This is a genomic window from Blautia wexlerae DSM 19850 (genome assembly GCF_025148125.1).
In the GTDB taxonomy this organism is placed as follows: domain Bacteria; phylum Bacillota; class Clostridia; order Lachnospirales; family Lachnospiraceae; genus Blautia_A; species Blautia_A wexlerae.
The window spans coordinates 3,822,606-3,837,892 of the sequence record NZ_CP102267.1 but is presented as its reverse complement, the minus strand read 5'-3'; the positions used below and the strand labels follow the sequence as shown (position 1 = coordinate 3,837,892).

Here is a 15,287-nt window from a genome sequence, read left to right as displayed (position 1 = left end):
CAACAAGAGAAAAACGTTATAATCAAAAGGAGAGAGATTCATGAGTAAGATTAGTGAAATGACAAGACAGAGCTGGATTGAAAGCACTTTCCCGGAATGGGGTACGTGGTTAGTAGAAGATATTGAGAACGAAGTAGTAGCGCCGGGAAATGTAGCAATGTGGTGGTTAGGATGTACAGGTGTATGGTTCAAGACACCGGCAGACACAAACATCACTATTGACCTCTGGTGCGGAAACGGAAAACGTACACACGGTGATGGAAAAATGAAAGTCGGACATCAGATGGCAAACATGTGTGGAGGAAGAGCCATGCAGCCAAACCTGAGAAACGTTCCATTTGTAATTGATCCATTTGCATTTAAGAAAGTAGATGCAGTTCTTGCCACACATTATCATCAGGATCATATGTCACCGGAGTGGGCGGCACATGTGATCAACAGTGGAATGACAACTACAGATGAAAACGGAAAAGAAATCCCGGTGCCATTTATCGGACCAAAGAAATCTGTAGAACTCTGGCAGAAATGGGGTGTTCCGGCAGACCGCTGCATCACAGTAAAACCTGGTGACGCCATTAAGATCAAAGACATCGAGATCGTGGCTCTGGATTCCTTTGACAGAACCTGTATCGTAACAACAGATTCCACAGGTCCGGACAGAGAAGAACTTACAGGTGTGTGCCCGACAGACATGGACGACAAAGCAGTCAACTATCTGGTAAAGACACCAGGCGGAAATATTTATCATTCCGGAGATTCACACTTCTCCATCTACTTTGCAAAACATGGAAAAGACTATGATATCGATGTAGCATTCGGTTCATTTGGAGAAAATCCCATCGGTATGCAGGATAAAATGACATCTATCGATATCCTTCGTATGGCAGAAAATCTGAAATGTAAAGTAGTAGTTCCAATCCACTGGGATGTATGGACAAACTTCCAGGCAGATTGCGATGAGATAAAGGTTCTGTATGATTTCAAGAAAGACAGAAATGAATATAAATTCCATCCATTCTTCTGGCAGGTAGGCGGCAAATACACATACCCGGCAGACAAGGACAAGATTTACTATCACCACAGAAGAGGATTTGAAGACTGCTTCGAAGCACCACAGAATATTCCGTTCCGTTCTTGCTTATAAAAACAGAATTGTCTGAAAACGGTCAACGAAGGGTTTATTATGTGGAGAAAAAGTATATAAGGAGAAATTTGGGATGAATGTACTGGTTATTGATGTAGGAACATCAAGTATGCGAGGAATACTTTTTGAACATCAGGGAAAATGTCTGACAGAGAAGCAGGAATTCTATCAGGCCACCTATCTGGAAAACAGCTGGGTAGAACAGAATCCTGCAGACTGGGAAAATGCATTGTACAGCATTTTGAAACAGTCCGTAGCAGAAGCTGAGAATATGGGAGAGAAGATTGATGCAATTTCCATTACTTCACAGCGTTCTTCTGTAATTCCGGTAGATGAGAATATCCGTCCGCTGAGTAATGCGATCATGTGGCAGGATAAAAGAACAAATTATATCTGCGAATCTATGGAAAACCTGAATGACAAGGTATTTTCTCTATGCGGTTCCAGAGTCAATCCGGTGTTTTCCGGCTCCAAGATGATGTGGATTCGTGAAGAACGTCCGGAAATCTATGCAAAAACATATAAATTCATGGTCATCCCGGATTATCTCATTTATCTGATGACCGGACGTATCTGCACAGATTATACATATGGAAGTCGTTCACTTCTGATGAACATCCGTACTCATGAATGGGATGATGAACTTCTGGAAATTTTTCATGTAGAAAAAGAAAAATTGTGCGAACTGGTAGAGCCGGGAAGTGTCTGCGGACATATTACAAAAGCCTTTGCAGAGATCACGGGATGTCAGGAAGGAATTCCTGTGATCACAGCTGGAGGTGACCAGCAGTGTGGAGCCATCGGACAGGGAGTAGTCAAAAAAGGTGTCATGTCTGTAACAACCGGAACAGGTGGCTATCTTATCACAGCAACAGATCAGGTGCCGGAAAATCTGGAACAGGATGCAATCTGCAACTTCTCATCTGTAAAAGGCCAGTATATTCTGGAATCCAGTGTATTAACCTGCTGTTCTGCATTTGACTGGTTCAGAAGACAGTTTTATCCGGACAGTTCTTTTGATGAGATTAACCGTGAAGTAGAACAGACACCGATCGGTTCACACGGATGTCTCTGTGTTCCATACTTTATGGGAAGATCCACACCGGACTGGAACAATATGGCAAAAGCAGAGTTTGCAAATGTAACTCTCGGAACAACAAAGCAGGATATGCTGAGAAGCCTTCTGGAGGGAATCTGCTATGAAATCCGCAATGGAATCGATATTATGAACAAATATGTAAAAGTTTCTGACATCTACATCAATGGAGGTCTTTCCAACAGCGTTCCATTCAATGACATACAGACCAATGTCTATGGTATGAAGATCATCCGCAGAGGAAAAGCAGATGCCACAGCCAGAGGGGCACTTATGATCGCAGTCACAGCAATGGGAATTTTTGAGAATGTAGAAAAAGCATTTGAGTGTATCAGCCGTCAGGATGAAGTGAAAATTTATCTTCCTGATGATAAAAAGATTCTGGAATACGAAAGATACAGAGCACAGATGAACCGTATTTATAAGAGAGTGTGGGGGGAGAAGCAAAAAGATGGCAGGTTTGAATTCCATATTTAATTTTTTAACAAGCAATATCCTGACAAGAGCAGAGCTTTTTGTAGGTCTGATCATCTTGCTTGGATATATTCTTCAGCGAAAAAAATGGTACGAATGTGTAGGCGGATTTTTCAAGGGTGTGATCGGATACCTGATCCTGATGGCAGGTGCAAATGGACTGATCACCACATTCCGTCCGATCCTTGTTGGATTAAATGAAAGATTTCAGTTAAATGCAGTTGTAATTGATCCGTATTTTGGACTGAATGCTGCAAATGAAGCATTAGAGAGTATCGGCTGCTCTGCTGCATGGGCAATGACATCACTTCTTATTGCATTTATCTGGAACATTATTTTACTGATTTTCAAAAAGTGGACGAAGCTGAGAACACTTCTTCTCACCGGACATATTATGGTGCAGCAGGCTACTACAGTTACCTGGATCGTATTTCTGTTTATTCCATATTTGAGAAATATTACAGGTGCGATCCTGGTAGGAATGCTGGTAGGTACTTATCAGGCAGTCAGCTCCAATCTTACAGTAGATGCCTGTCTCAACCTTACAGACGGAAAAGACAGATTTGCAATTGGGCATCAGCAGATGGTTGCAGTATGGATCACGGATAAAGTAGCACACATATTCGGAAAAAAAGAAAACTCCATTGAAAACCTTAAATTTCCGGGATTCCTCAAGATGTTTGAGGACAACATTACTGCAACATCTACTTTAATGCTTGTGTTTTTCGGAACCATCATGGCAATCCTCGGTGAAGATTTCATGCGCCAGATTGACAGCGGATTTGCAGAAACAACGGCTTTTCCGGTATATATTCTGATTCAGTCATTATATTTTACCGTATATCTTCAGATTTTAAATATGGGTGTGAAGCTCTTTGTAGGTGAACTGACAGCGTCATTCAAGGGAATTTCAGATAAACTTCTCCCGGGTGCAGTTCCAGCAGTAGACTGCGCAGTTGCATTCAACTATGCACCGGGAAATGCAGTAACCATCGGATTCCTCTGTGGAATGGTAGGACAGGTGATTGCAATTCTGGGACTCATCGTGTTCCATTCCCCGGTTATCATTATCATGGGATTTACTACAGTATTCTTTGACAACGCTATTATCGCTATTTTTGCAAACAAACGGGGCGGTGTAAAAGCAGCCATGATCATCCCGTTTATCTGTGGCCTGATCCAGGTACTGCTGGGCGCAGTTACTGTATGGCTTGTAGAACTGGTGCCGTACGGCGGATGGCATGGAACAACTGACTTCTCGACTGTATGGCTTGGAATTTCTGCACTGTTGAAATGGCTTGGACTTCCAGGTGCGATCATCGCTATCATACTGATGCTTCTGGTTCCGCAGATCCAGTATGCAAAATCGGATAAAGAAAATTATTTTTAGATGAATCAGGCAAGAGTATCTGATTCAGAAAGGAAGTAATCACAATGAATAAAAAAGTACTGGCAAATCTGGAAAAATGTTATTCCATAGCTCCATTACATTATAAAAATACAGACCACATTCTGGTAGCAGCAGAAAAAACTGACAGATGTATTCTGTTTGATATCAATGGAAAGGAAGAAGAAACCGTGTGGGAAGGCCCTGGCGGAGTTATGACAATGGTACAGGTCCCGGGAACAGACGGACAGTTTCTGGCAACCCATAAATTCTATTCTCCTAATGATTCCAAAGAAGCAAAGATCATCATCGCTACACCAAAGGACGGAGAATGGGAGATACGCACTCTGACAGATCTGCCGTTTGTACACAGATTTGACATCATTGAAAGCGAGGGAAAACATTATCTGATCGCATGCTGCCTCAAATCCGGACACGAATACAAGGATGACTGGTCAAGCCCTGGAAAAGTATATGCAGCACTTCTTCCGGATGATCTCAGCGGCTTTGATGATAAACATCAGCTGAAGCTGGAAGTAATTAAAGATAATATGCTGAAAAACCACGGATACTACAGAGTAGTAAGAGATGGAAAAATGTCATCCATCGTCTGCTGTGATGGTGGAGTCTTCCGTTTCTATCCGCCCACATCTGCAAACCCGGAATGGACAATAGAAACCCTGTTGGAAACTCCTGCAAGCGATGCCACTCTCATCGACTTTGACGGAGATGGAAAAGATGAATTGCTGGTATTATCTCCATTCCACGGTGACACTGTTCTGATTTACAGAGAAAAAGATGGTAAATATGAGCTTGACTATGAATATCCGGAGAAAATCGAATTTCTTCATGCAATCTGGAGTGGGGAAATCCAGGGAAAACCGGTAGTCATGATCGGTCACAGAAAAGGAAACAGAGATCTTCTGAAATTCTGCTGGGAAAACGGACAGTATCACGCAGAACTGATAGACCACGACTGCGGTCCGGCAAATGCTTATGGATTCCATAAGGATGGGAAAGACTATGTGATTTCTACAAACCGTGAAATTAATGAGATTACTATGTATGAATTTGGCTATAGCAATCCTTTAAAATAATGCATCTTAATCCAGCCCATCATAGCGTGAAGTCCTGCGTCAGATATCTTTGCCGTGTGTCAGCACGCCTGCAGGTATCTTCCTTGTCTTTCGCACTCTGCTGAACTGTCTTGATTGCATTATTTTATGGAATTAGCTATAGTTGATTATGGAAAGGAAAACAGATAATGTTAGAAGAACTGAAACAACGGGTATATGAAGCGAATATGCAGCTCCCTGTACATGGTCTGGTTACATTTACCTGGGGAAATGTCAGCGAAATTGACAGAGAAACAGGCTATTTCGCCATTAAACCAAGTGGTGTACCATATGAAAAATTAAAACCGGAAGACATGGTTATCATGGATCTGAACGGAAATAAAATTGAGGGCAAATATAATCCATCCTCCGATACTCCGACTCATATTGAACTTTACAAAGCATTTCCGGAAATCGGCGGTATTGTGCATACTCACTCGTCCTATGCAACAAGCTGGGCACAGGCAGGAAGAGACATCCCATGCTACGGTACCACTCATGCAGACTATATTTATGGAGAAGTCCCATGTCTCAGATGTCTTACAAAAGAAGAAATTGACCAGGCATATGAGCAAAATACAGGTATTCTGATTGTCAATGAATTCAGGAAAATGAAAAAAGATATTCTTGCAGTTCCGGCAGTCTTATGCAAAAATCATGGTCCATTCACCTGGGGGAAAGACGGTATGGAAGCAGTTCACAATGCAGTAGTCCTTGAAGAATGCGCCAAAATGGCAATGCGTGCCGAACTTATCAATTCACAGGTAAAACCTGCACCGCAGGAATTACAGGATAAACATTATTATAGAAAACACGGTGCAAATGCATACTACGGACAGAACGTGTGAAATGTAATATAGTACGTGTGATCAGAAAAGCCAGACCATAAAAATGTAAATGGCAGAAACAGAGGATAGTTTGTGAAAGTCTGCAGAGACTTTACAAATTATCCTTTTTTCGAATATAATGAGGTCAGAGTTAAAACATCTTTTGATACTGATATAATGGAAAGGGATATGGAACAGCAATGGAAGACATAAAAAAATATGAAAATATGACCGTTCAGGAGAAATGGAGCATTCTGGCCATGGTAGCGAATTTATATTACAATTCAGAAATGACACAAAATGAAATTGCAGACAGGATGTATACATCCAGATCCAAAATTTCCAGAATGCTGAAAGAAGCAAGAGAACTCGGTATTGTAGAAATTTCCATTAAAGAACCCTGGGAACGTGACTTGAATCTGGAAAAAGAAATCCAACAGACTTACGGTGTCAAAACAGTAAGAGTTGTTTCCTCAAGAGATACCGGCAAGGAACAGATTACCAGCCGTCTGTCAGAAGTTTCCGCATATTATCTGGATTCTGTTGTTAAAGAAAAGATGGTAGTAGGAATCTCATGGGGAAATACCCTTTATCATATAGTGAAATATATTGATGCAAATAATAAGAAAAATATTCCTATTACAGTGGTTCCGATTATGGGTGCCTCAAATGTGAAACGTCCGGAACGGGATGCCATGGATCTGGCAAAAGACCTGGCGTCTGCATACGGTGGAACATATCAGTATATTTATGCCCCTCTTTTTGTGAAAAATAGAGAATTAAAAGAAATTCTTATTCAGGATGATACTATTAAAACAGCTCTGCAGCTTGCACAGAATGCAGATGTAATTCTGACAAGTGTCGGTTCTGTGGAATATAAAACCTGGGAGAATTACCTTGGGGAAAGCACTTTTCATCTTCTGGGAAATAAAGGAGCGGTTGGACATATTGGCGGTCATTTCTATGATATCAATGGGAAAGAAATCAACACTTCTTTAAATGACAGAATGATAGGAATTGGGTATGATGATTTGAAGAGGTGTAAAAATGTAGTCTGTGTTGCTTATGGAGAAGCAAAAGCAGCAGCTGTTGCAGGTGCTTTGCGAGGTGGTTTTATTAATACGCTGATCATTGATTCTGCCTGTGGCGAGAAATTGCTGTAACAGAATGGAGGTAAAAAATGGACTACAGAAAATTCGGTGAATGCTATTACATAAGAATGGATCGTGATGACGAAATTATCAGTACAATCCTCGAAATATGTAAAAAAGAAAATATCAGATCAGCCACTTTTTCCGGAATCGGAGGATGCAAGGATGCAGAAATCCAGACCTTTATCCCAGAGACAGGCAGCTTCGAAGAACAGCGCATTTCTGGAATGCTTGAGTTGGTATCTTTAAATGGAAACGTGGTCACAGGTGAAAATAATACCTGTTACCATCATACCCATGCAGTATTTTCTTATAAAGATGGTGAACGACATTGCATGGCAGCAGGTCATATGAAATCAATTACTGTACTGTATACTGCAGAAATCGAACTTCATCCGGTAACAGGCGGAACTATCCGCCGCAAATATGATCCTGAAACAGGGACTGGATTCTGGGATTTTAACTAGACTTTAGAAAACGATTTGTTTTGATTGAGCAAGGAATTCTTGTGCAAACCTTCAAACTGATGTAAGATAAGATTACTCAGTTTGGAGGTTATTAGCAGTTAAATATAAATTATAAAATTATATAAGCACATGTTGAGTTTTATAAGACGTTAGAATAGAATATCATTGAAATGAGTTGATACTTTGAGTAAATATTATTCTATACATGAATTTTCAAAAATTATAGGCGTATCTGCCCAGACATTACGAAATTGGGATGCCAATGGAAAACTTCATCCGCATCATACTACAGTAAGTGGCTATAGATATTATTCTGATGAGCAACTCAACCAGGTAATAAATGTAAAGCCTAAAAACCGCATTACAATTGGATATTGTCGCGTTTCCAGCCATAAACAGAAAGATGATCTGGAACGACAGATTGATAGTGTTAAGACATATCTTCTGGAAAAAGGACAGCCATTTGAGATAATAAGTGATATCGGTTTCGGGATTAATTATAAGAAAAAAGGACTTCAGGAATTGATCAGGCGAATATCTCAAAATCAGGTTGAAAAGGTTGTTGTTTTATATAAAGACCGGCTATTACGATTTGGTTTTGAGCTGATAGAATATATCGCTTCACTTTATAATTGTGAGATTGAGATTATTGATAATACTGAAAAATCCGAACAGCAGGAACTTATTGAAGATCTGGTTCAGATAATCACAGTATTCAGTTGTAAATTACAAGGAAAACGAGCGAATAAAGCTAAGAAACTTATCCGTGAACTGATACAGGAGGAAACAGATGGTAAAAGCCATAAAAGTAATGCTGATACCAAACAATGTACAGAAAACTAAGATGTTTCAGTACGCAGGTGCTTCAAGATTTGCTTATAACTGGGCTTTGGCCAGGGAAATAGAGAACTATGAAAAAGGCGGCGGATTCATTTCAGATGCAGGACTCAGAAAAGAATTTACGAAGCTTAGACATTCTGATGAATATGCATGGTTACTGAATATCTCAAATAATGTAACCAAACAGGCAATCAAAGATGCCTGTACTGCTTATAAGAACTTTTTTAGGGGTTTGCAGAAATTCCCAAGATTCAAGTCAAAAAAGAGATCAATGCCGAAGTTCTATCAGGACAACGTTAAGATACGCTTCAGCAATACACACGTTAAATTTGAAGGCTTTTCTTCCAGCAGGAAAGCAAATAAACAAAAAATGAATTGGGTAAGACTTGCAGAACATGGACGTATTCCGACAAATGCTAAATATATGAACCCGAGAATATCCTTTGACGGATTGAACTGGTGGATCAGCGTATGTGTAGAATTTCCTGACTGCAGGGAAACACTTAATGATGACGGAGTCGGCATAGACCTGGGGATCAAAGATCTGGCTGTCTGCTCTGATGGGGCTAAGTATAAGAACATCAATAAGAGTCAGAAAGTAAAGAAATCAGAAAAACAGAAACGCAGGTTACAGCGTAGTATCTCTCGTTCTTACGAGAAAAATAAGAAAGGGGAAAGTTACTGTAAAACAAATAATGTAATCAAAAAGGAAAAACTTTTATTAAAACGAAATCACAGATTAACAAACATCCGTAAAAATTATTTAAATCAGACCATATCGGAGATCGTAGATCGAAAACCAAGATTTATATGTATTGAAGATCTGAATGTCAGCGGAATGATGAAAAACAGACATTTATCCAAAGCAGTTCAGGCACAGGGATTTTTTGGGTTTAGAAAACAGCTTGAATATAAGTGCAGCGATAAAGGGATCCAGCTTATTGTGGCTGATCGGTTTTATCCATCATCAAAGCTTTGCAGCTGTTGTGGAAACATCAAAAAAGATCTGAAGTTATCTGACAGAGTTTATAGATGTGCGTGTGGGAATATGATTGACAGAGATTTCCAGGCATCTATAAATCTCAAGACTTATGGAGAAAAATTTGCAAGCTGACACTGAAACGTTAATGCAAATATGTACGGATACGTTAGTCCGGAATTTACGCCTATGGAGAGTACAGGAACTTGTGAGTAGATTGATATTTATATCATCAAAAGCATACTCGTTGAAGTAGGAATGGAACATAGAAGTTTATAACTTTTTATAAGTTTTCAGTAACGGTTTTATTTTTATCAGGTATCAGAGGTAAATGGATGGGTAGAAGATAAAATGCAAAAGGAACAGTTCATTGAGAGTGTACAGAATTTAACACAAGTTCTGTATACTTTTTTTTATAAGAAATGAAACTTTTTGTTCCCTGGCAGGATATATAAGAATGTAAAGGTTAAAAGCTTTTAATTTTTGAAAGTATTAAAAAGAAAGTTGGGTTGATATGACAGATGAAGCAGAGCTTTTGCAGCGTCTCAGGAACAGAGAAAAAAATTCAATAGATGAAGCAATCCAAATTTATACACCGTATTTGAGCACTGTTTTGTATCATATGGCCGGCAATTCACTGCCGAAAGAGGATATTGAACTGTCAGATGGCAAAAATTTCATTGAAGAGAATTTTCACAACAATTATGTATGGGAAACAGTTATGAGCCTTGGCGAACCTGACAGCGAGATTTTTGTAAGACGGTATAAATTTGATGAAAAAATCAAGGACATTTCAAAAGCAATGGGACTTAATATTTCTACAGTTAAGACCAGACTTTCAAGAGGAAAAAGAAAACTCAGAAAAATGTTATCGAATGCGGAGGAAAGATTATGAGAAGAAAAAATTTGCTTAAAGAATTGGGAATACAAAAACAGGCAGATACTTCCTGCAATGCTCTTGATATTGATACAGAGAATATCAGACAGAGAGTTTATGCAAAACTTGACTTCGCAGATACAGAAAGGAAGCAAACGACTATGAGATCAAAAAAGAAAATATTACCTTTGTTGATAGCTGCAACACTTACAATTGGAGCTACTGCTGTGGCGGCAACAGGAAAGATTTCAATGTGGACAGGTTCATCTGCATCACGTGCTGATTATACATCTCTTCCAACGGCAGAACAGGTTACAAAGGATATTGGGTATAGACCGGTATTGATTGATACCTTTGAGAACGGGTACTGCTTCAAGGATGGCAATATTGTAAAAAACAGTTTTAAGGACGACAATGCAAATGTAATTGAGAAGTTTAAATCTGTGTCCTTTGATTATCAGAAGAATGGAGATGTTGTATCGTTTGAACAGCAGAAGTTCAATTCAAAGCTTACACCGGCAGGTGATATTATTGCCACTATAAATGGAACAAATCTGTATTATGTACATTATATAAATAAAGTAGTATCGGATGATTACGAATTGACAGAACAGGATAAAAAAGACCAGGCCAGTGGAAAAGTTGTATTCAGTTACGATGACAGCGCTTCTCAGATTGAAGTCAGTCAGGTTCAAAGCGTTAACTGGAATAAAGATGGCATCCAGTATGATTTGCTGCAAATAGATGGACAATTATCTGCCGGTGAACTTGCAGATATGGCGAGAGAGGTTATTAATAACAGAAGATAAAGAAAAAAGATGGTGAATTCAGTCCGGTTCACCATCTTTTTGTAACTGTTGTGGAAATACCTGTGAAGGGGTGGCAGCAGCCAAATGGCGGGGTTCTGATCTGTACAGATATAAAATACCGCCAAAGAAACCAAGAATCAGTCCTGTATATCCGCCACTGCAAAGGACAACGGTTATCTTTATAACGAAGGACATATCGCCGATCATGCAGATCAAAAATCCTGCCAGAAGACCGATCGTTGTCCAGCCCATAAGTGAAACAGCCAGAAAAGCTGCGGAAGCATGTGAGTTTTTTACCTGTTTATTAATAGAATTCCATAATGTCTGATACATAATGATTCCTCTTTTCTCTTTCAATTCTTTGATTACTATTATAGAAACAGTTTGTAAAATACACATGCTCGCTAATGAAAAATCTCTGTAAAATTTTCTTTCTCTGTTATATGCAGAGGACGGAGAAAGTACAAGACAGAAAAACAATTACGTATATTATACAAATGAATGCATTTGAAAATGGTTTTATAGCAATCCTCTAAAATAATGCATCTTAACCCAGCCCATCAGAGTGTGAAATCCTGCGTCGGATATCTTTGCCGTGCGTCAGCACGCCTGCAGATATCTTCTTTGTCTTTCGCACTCTGCTGAACTGTCTTAAATGCATTATTTACGAGGATTGCTATAGGTAACAGATAACGATATAAAATGACCGTATGCGTGCGAAGCGGATTGCGAATATCTGCTTGATAATCATACATATTGCATAAAAACACCTATCTATAATTGTAAAATATATATAAATTATCTCTTGATATTTTATAAAAAGAAGAGTAAAACTTTAGATAAATAAAAAAGAGAAATGCATAGAACAGGACAGGTCACAGAAGGAACCGGATTACAGAGAGTTGCAGACAGGTGAGATGCGGCAGATGGTATTTTGTGATATCACCCGGGAGCATTCCGCTGAAATCTATAGTAAGCCGGGACGTGGTCTTCACGTTACAGGAGAAGCTGTTTGGTTTAGACAGTGTTAAGAGATTGTATCTGGTGACAGGTATAATAATACAAAGTGGTACCACGGAATATTCCGCCTTTGCTATTCAATTGGAAATTGGATAGCAGGGGCGTTTTTTATATATAAATATAAAAGAAAGAAGAGGGAAGACATTATGAGTGGAATAGTAATGATGATAATAGCCATTGTAGTGCTGGGTGGAGCATATCTTCTGTATGGCCGTTATCTTCAGAACAAATGGGGCATTGACCCAAAAGCAAAAACACCGGCATATGAGATGGAGGATGGAGTGGATTATGTACCGGCTGATACCAATGTGGTATTTGGGCATCAGTTTGCATCCATAGCAGGCGCAGGTCCTATTAACGGACCGATCCAGGCAGCAATTTTCGGCTGGCTTCCGGTTATGCTCTGGATCCTGATCGGCGGTGTATTTTTCGGAGCAGTTCAGGATTTTGCATCTATGTATGCCTCTGTAAAGAACAAAGGCCGTACAATCGGATATATCATTGAAGCCTATATCGGAAAACTGGGAAAGAAATTATTTCTTTTATTCTGCTGGCTGTTCTGTATTCTGGTTGTTGCAGCATTTGCAGATGTTGTGGCAGGAACTTTTAACGGATTTGTGACAGATAATGCAGGAACCGTTACCAGGGTAGCAGCAAACGGAGCAGTTGCAACAACTTCCATGTTATTTATCATCGAGGCAGTGGGACTGGGATTTTTCCTTAAATATTCCAAGTTTAATAAATGGATCAATACTGCAGTGGCTATTTTATTATTAGTGCTCGCAATTGCGCTGGGACTTAAATTCCCGGTATATGTAAGTCTTGGAACCTGGCATATTATTATCTTTGCATATATTCTGGTAGCCAGTGTTGCCCCTGTATGGGCATTGCTCCAGCCACGTGATTATCTGAACAGTTATCTGCTGATCTTTATGATCGTTGGCGCGGTTATCGGTGTATTTGCAGCCAACCCATCCTGTAATCTTAAGGCATTTACAAGCTTTAATGTGGACGGACAGTATATGTTCCCTATTCTTTTCGTGACAATTGCCTGCGGTGCAGTTTCAGGCTTTCATTCACTGGTATCCTCCGGCACTGCGTCAAAACAGATCAAAAATGAAAAGAACATGCTTCCGGTTTCCTTTGGTGCAATGCTTATGGAAAGTATGCTGGCAATTATTGCACTGATCGCTGTTGCATCCTTTGCAGATGGTGAGGCAGCAGCACAGGGACTTACCACTCAGCCGCAGATATTTGCAGGTGCTATTGCAAACTTCCTTTCTGTAATCGGTTTGCCACATTCACTTGTATTTACACTGATCAATCTGGCTGTATCAGCCTTTGCGCTGACTTCTCTTGACTCAGTAGCCAGAGTAGGACGTCTGTCATTCCAGGAATTTTTCCTTGATTCTGATACAGACGAGGAAAATATGAGCCCGTTCTTAAAAGTAGTAACCAATAAATATTTTGCGACGATCATTACACTGGTACTTGCCTATCTGCTTACAAAGGTAGGATATGCAGAAATCTGGCCGCTGTTTGGTTCTGCCAATCAGCTGTTATCTGTACTTGCCCTTGTAGCCTGCGCAGTATTTCTTAAGAAAACAAAACGCCAGGGCTGCATGCTCTGGATTCCTATGGTATTTATGATGGCAGTTACCTTTACTGCACTGGGTATGACCATCAGCAAGCTTACAAAAGCATTATTTACCACAGGCTTGGACCTTGGAAATACCTTACAGCTTATCTTCGCAGTGTTACTGCTGATCCTTGGTGTGCTGGTAGCAATCCAGGGAGTGAAGAAGCTTTTTGAAAAAAATGATGAAAAACAGACTGCATAATTTATGAAATAAAACTGTTGATATTTTTACATCAAAATAAAAACCTGAAAAAAGACACTTTGGGAAAGTTTTCCGAAGTGTCTTTTTTAATACTCAGCCAATCAATTTCTCATTCACATACTCAAATCCGAGACGTTTCACAGTATCTGCAAATCGTTCTCCTGCGATTCCTTCATTTTTGAAGAGAAGGATTGCTTTTTCTATGACTGCCATTACTTCTTCTTCCTCTGTGAAAATCCTGGTAAGAGCCTGACCGTGTGAGATTCGCTTACCCCAGCGGCCTCCGATATAGATTTTATAACCATTCTGATATTCCGGTACTGCGCCGAAAGGACATTTTCCCTTGCAGCGTCCGCAATGGATACATTCTTCAGGATCAATGTAAAGTTTACCGTCAACTAATTTCGGAACGTGTACAGGACAGCTTTTTTCAATCTGACATTTCTTACATCCCCGGCATTTCTCAACATCCGGTTTGGGGATTCTCTGGCCGATAATTCCCATATCATTCAGATTAGGCTTTACACAGTTATTTGGACATCCGCCAACTGCAATCTTGAATTTGTGCGGGAGTACCACATCGTGATAGCCTACATAAAAACGCTCATGGATCTTCTTGCTGAGTGCAAAGGTATCAATCAGACCATACTGGCAGGTTGTTCCCTTGCATGAGACAACAGGACGCACTTTAGCTCCGGTTCCGCCTGTCATCAGGCCATGCTCTCCAAGGAAGGCGATTGTTTTCTCAATATTATCATAAGGAACTCCCTGGATTTCCATACTCAGGCGGGTTGTCATAGTGATCTGACCATTTCCGAACTTGTCTGCTGCATCTGCAATGGCACGGTGTTCATCTGTGGTAATATGTCCATTTCCTGTGATGACCCGAATATTAAAGATGTCATCATATCGTTTGTCCTGAAGACATCCAAGACCTTTTACCCGTTTGATTTCCTCGGGACTCAGTTTTTTGCTGGCGGATGTTGTTATTTTTTCCTCATTCATGTTTAAGTATCTCCTTTATGTAGCTGTTGCTTTTCTCTGATATATACGGCGTTTCTTTTGTTGATTATAGGCTTCATGAATGATAAAATCAATTTATGAGTTTTTATTATACGATAAGTAACATTTATGGAATAATGCAACTGTGAAACTGAAAAACAGAAACCTTTATAAAAAAGCCTTCAGGGCAGAATTTTTTCTTATTGCACAGAAAAAACTATCTGATATCAATAGAGTGGAAGAGTTCAAGGAGAATAT

At 39.8% G+C, this 15,287-nt stretch carries 14 protein-coding genes and 1 other annotated feature; of the genes, 12 read left to right on the top strand and 2 right to left on the bottom strand.

Going from position 1 to position 15,287, the window contains the following annotated elements; translation table 11 throughout:
- The first annotated feature begins 40 nt into the window (after nucleotides 1–40).
- From ulaG to NQ550_RS17755, 11 genes are all read left to right on the top strand, one after another.
- The gene (gene ulaG, locus NQ550_RS17805; RefSeq protein ID WP_025579333.1) at nucleotides 41–1,144 is read left to right on the top strand and encodes an L-ascorbate 6-phosphate lactonase; all 1,104 of its coding nucleotides are present in this window, start codon (nucleotides 41–43) and stop codon (nucleotides 1,142–1,144) included.
- Between the two features lie 73 nt (nucleotides 1,145–1,217).
- Entirely contained in the window at nucleotides 1,218–2,717 is a 1,500-nt protein-coding gene (locus NQ550_RS17800; protein WP_025579335.1) for an FGGY-family carbohydrate kinase, read from the top strand.
- On the top strand, nucleotides 2,692–4,104 hold the full coding sequence (locus NQ550_RS17795; protein ID WP_029677039.1) for a PTS ascorbate transporter subunit IIC: 1,413 nt from the start codon (nucleotides 2,692–2,694) through the stop codon (nucleotides 4,102–4,104). The genes NQ550_RS17800 and NQ550_RS17795 overlap by 26 nt, the downstream gene beginning before the upstream one ends.
- 38 nt (nucleotides 4,105–4,142) lie before the next feature.
- Entirely contained in the window at nucleotides 4,143–5,198 is a 1,056-nt protein-coding gene (locus NQ550_RS17790; protein ID WP_025579337.1) for a hypothetical protein, read from the top strand.
- Between the two features lie 167 nt (nucleotides 5,199–5,365).
- The gene (locus NQ550_RS17785; RefSeq protein ID WP_025579339.1) at nucleotides 5,366–6,064 is read left to right on the top strand and encodes an L-ribulose-5-phosphate 4-epimerase; all 699 of its coding nucleotides are present in this window, start codon (nucleotides 5,366–5,368) and stop codon (nucleotides 6,062–6,064) included.
- Between the two features lie 179 nt (nucleotides 6,065–6,243).
- Complete coding sequence (locus NQ550_RS17780) at nucleotides 6,244–7,206, top strand: sugar-binding transcriptional regulator (RefSeq protein WP_025579340.1); 963 nt, start codon at nucleotides 6,244–6,246, stop codon at nucleotides 7,204–7,206.
- 17 nt (nucleotides 7,207–7,223) lie between these two features.
- On the top strand, nucleotides 7,224–7,661 hold the full coding sequence (locus NQ550_RS17775) for a PPC domain-containing DNA-binding protein (RefSeq protein WP_025579341.1): 438 nt from the start codon (nucleotides 7,224–7,226) through the stop codon (nucleotides 7,659–7,661).
- 183 nt (nucleotides 7,662–7,844) lie between these two features.
- On the top strand, nucleotides 7,845–8,504 hold the full coding sequence (locus NQ550_RS17770) for an IS607 family transposase (RefSeq protein ID WP_256280693.1): 660 nt from the start codon (nucleotides 7,845–7,847) through the stop codon (nucleotides 8,502–8,504).
- Nucleotides 8,452–9,615 carry an RNA-guided endonuclease InsQ/TnpB family protein gene (locus NQ550_RS17765; protein WP_259838305.1) on the top strand — a complete coding sequence of 388 codons (1,164 nt, stop codon included), beginning with the start codon at nucleotides 8,452–8,454 and terminating at the stop codon, nucleotides 9,613–9,615. Before NQ550_RS17770 ends, NQ550_RS17765 begins: the two co-directional genes overlap by 53 nt.
- 379 nt (nucleotides 9,616–9,994) lie before the next feature.
- Complete coding sequence (locus NQ550_RS17760; protein ID WP_025581087.1) at nucleotides 9,995–10,375, top strand: RNA polymerase sigma factor; 381 nt, start codon at nucleotides 9,995–9,997, stop codon at nucleotides 10,373–10,375.
- Complete coding sequence (locus tag NQ550_RS17755) at nucleotides 10,372–11,166, top strand: hypothetical protein (RefSeq protein WP_025581086.1); 795 nt, start codon at nucleotides 10,372–10,374, stop codon at nucleotides 11,164–11,166. Before NQ550_RS17760 ends, NQ550_RS17755 begins: the two co-directional genes overlap by 4 nt.
- Before the next feature lie 18 nt (nucleotides 11,167–11,184).
- Here NQ550_RS17755 and NQ550_RS17750 read toward each other — a convergent pair whose 3' ends face one another.
- Nucleotides 11,185–11,499, bottom strand: a complete 315-nt coding sequence (locus NQ550_RS17750) for a hypothetical protein (RefSeq protein ID WP_025581085.1) — start codon at nucleotides 11,497–11,499, stop codon at nucleotides 11,185–11,187.
- A 519-nt stretch (nucleotides 11,500–12,018) separates the two neighbouring features.
- Nucleotides 12,019–12,261, top strand: a binding site (T-box leader).
- A 71-nt stretch (nucleotides 12,262–12,332) separates the two neighbouring features.
- Here NQ550_RS17750 and NQ550_RS17745 point away from each other — a divergent pair.
- Nucleotides 12,333–14,027 carry a carbon starvation CstA family protein gene (locus tag NQ550_RS17745; RefSeq protein WP_025581084.1) on the top strand — a complete coding sequence of 565 codons (1,695 nt, stop codon included), beginning with the start codon at nucleotides 12,333–12,335 and terminating at the stop codon, nucleotides 14,025–14,027.
- Between the two features lie 93 nt (nucleotides 14,028–14,120).
- On the opposite strand, the gene NQ550_RS17740 is transcribed toward NQ550_RS17745, so the two are convergent.
- Nucleotides 14,121–15,032: a 4Fe-4S dicluster domain-containing protein gene (locus NQ550_RS17740; RefSeq protein ID WP_025581083.1), complete on the bottom strand. Its 912-nt coding sequence runs from the start codon at nucleotides 15,030–15,032 to the stop codon at nucleotides 14,121–14,123.
- Between the last annotated feature and the right edge of the window lie 255 nt (nucleotides 15,033–15,287).

Excerpts from the sequence above, each read along its gene's own strand:
- ulaG (WP_025579333.1), top strand. The coding sequence starts at position 41 with ATGAGTAAGATTAGTGAAATGACAAGACAGAGCTGGATTGAAAGCACT.
- NQ550_RS17800 (WP_025579335.1), top strand. The coding sequence starts at position 1,218 with ATGAATGTACTGGTTATTGATGTAGGAACATCAAGTATGCGAGGAATA.
- NQ550_RS17795 (WP_029677039.1), top strand. The coding sequence starts at position 2,692 with ATGGCAGGTTTGAATTCCATATTTAATTTTTTAACAAGCAATATCCTG.
- NQ550_RS17785 (WP_025579339.1), top strand. The coding sequence starts at position 5,366 with ATGTTAGAAGAACTGAAACAACGGGTATATGAAGCGAATATGCAGCTC.
- NQ550_RS17780 (WP_025579340.1), top strand. The coding sequence starts at position 6,244 with ATGGAAGACATAAAAAAATATGAAAATATGACCGTTCAGGAGAAATGG.
- NQ550_RS17775 (WP_025579341.1), top strand. The coding sequence starts at position 7,224 with ATGGACTACAGAAAATTCGGTGAATGCTATTACATAAGAATGGATCGT.
- NQ550_RS17765 (WP_259838305.1), top strand. The coding sequence starts at position 8,452 with ATGGTAAAAGCCATAAAAGTAATGCTGATACCAAACAATGTACAGAAA.
- NQ550_RS17760 (WP_025581087.1), top strand. The coding sequence starts at position 9,995 with ATGACAGATGAAGCAGAGCTTTTGCAGCGTCTCAGGAACAGAGAAAAA.
- NQ550_RS17755 (WP_025581086.1), top strand. The coding sequence starts at position 10,372 with ATGAGAAGAAAAAATTTGCTTAAAGAATTGGGAATACAAAAACAGGCA.
- NQ550_RS17750 (WP_025581085.1), bottom strand. The coding sequence starts at position 11,499 with ATGTATCAGACATTATGGAATTCTATTAATAAACAGGTAAAAAACTCA.
- NQ550_RS17745 (WP_025581084.1), top strand. The coding sequence starts at position 12,333 with ATGAGTGGAATAGTAATGATGATAATAGCCATTGTAGTGCTGGGTGGA.
- NQ550_RS17740 (WP_025581083.1), bottom strand. The coding sequence starts at position 15,032 with ATGAATGAGGAAAAAATAACAACATCCGCCAGCAAAAAACTGAGTCCC.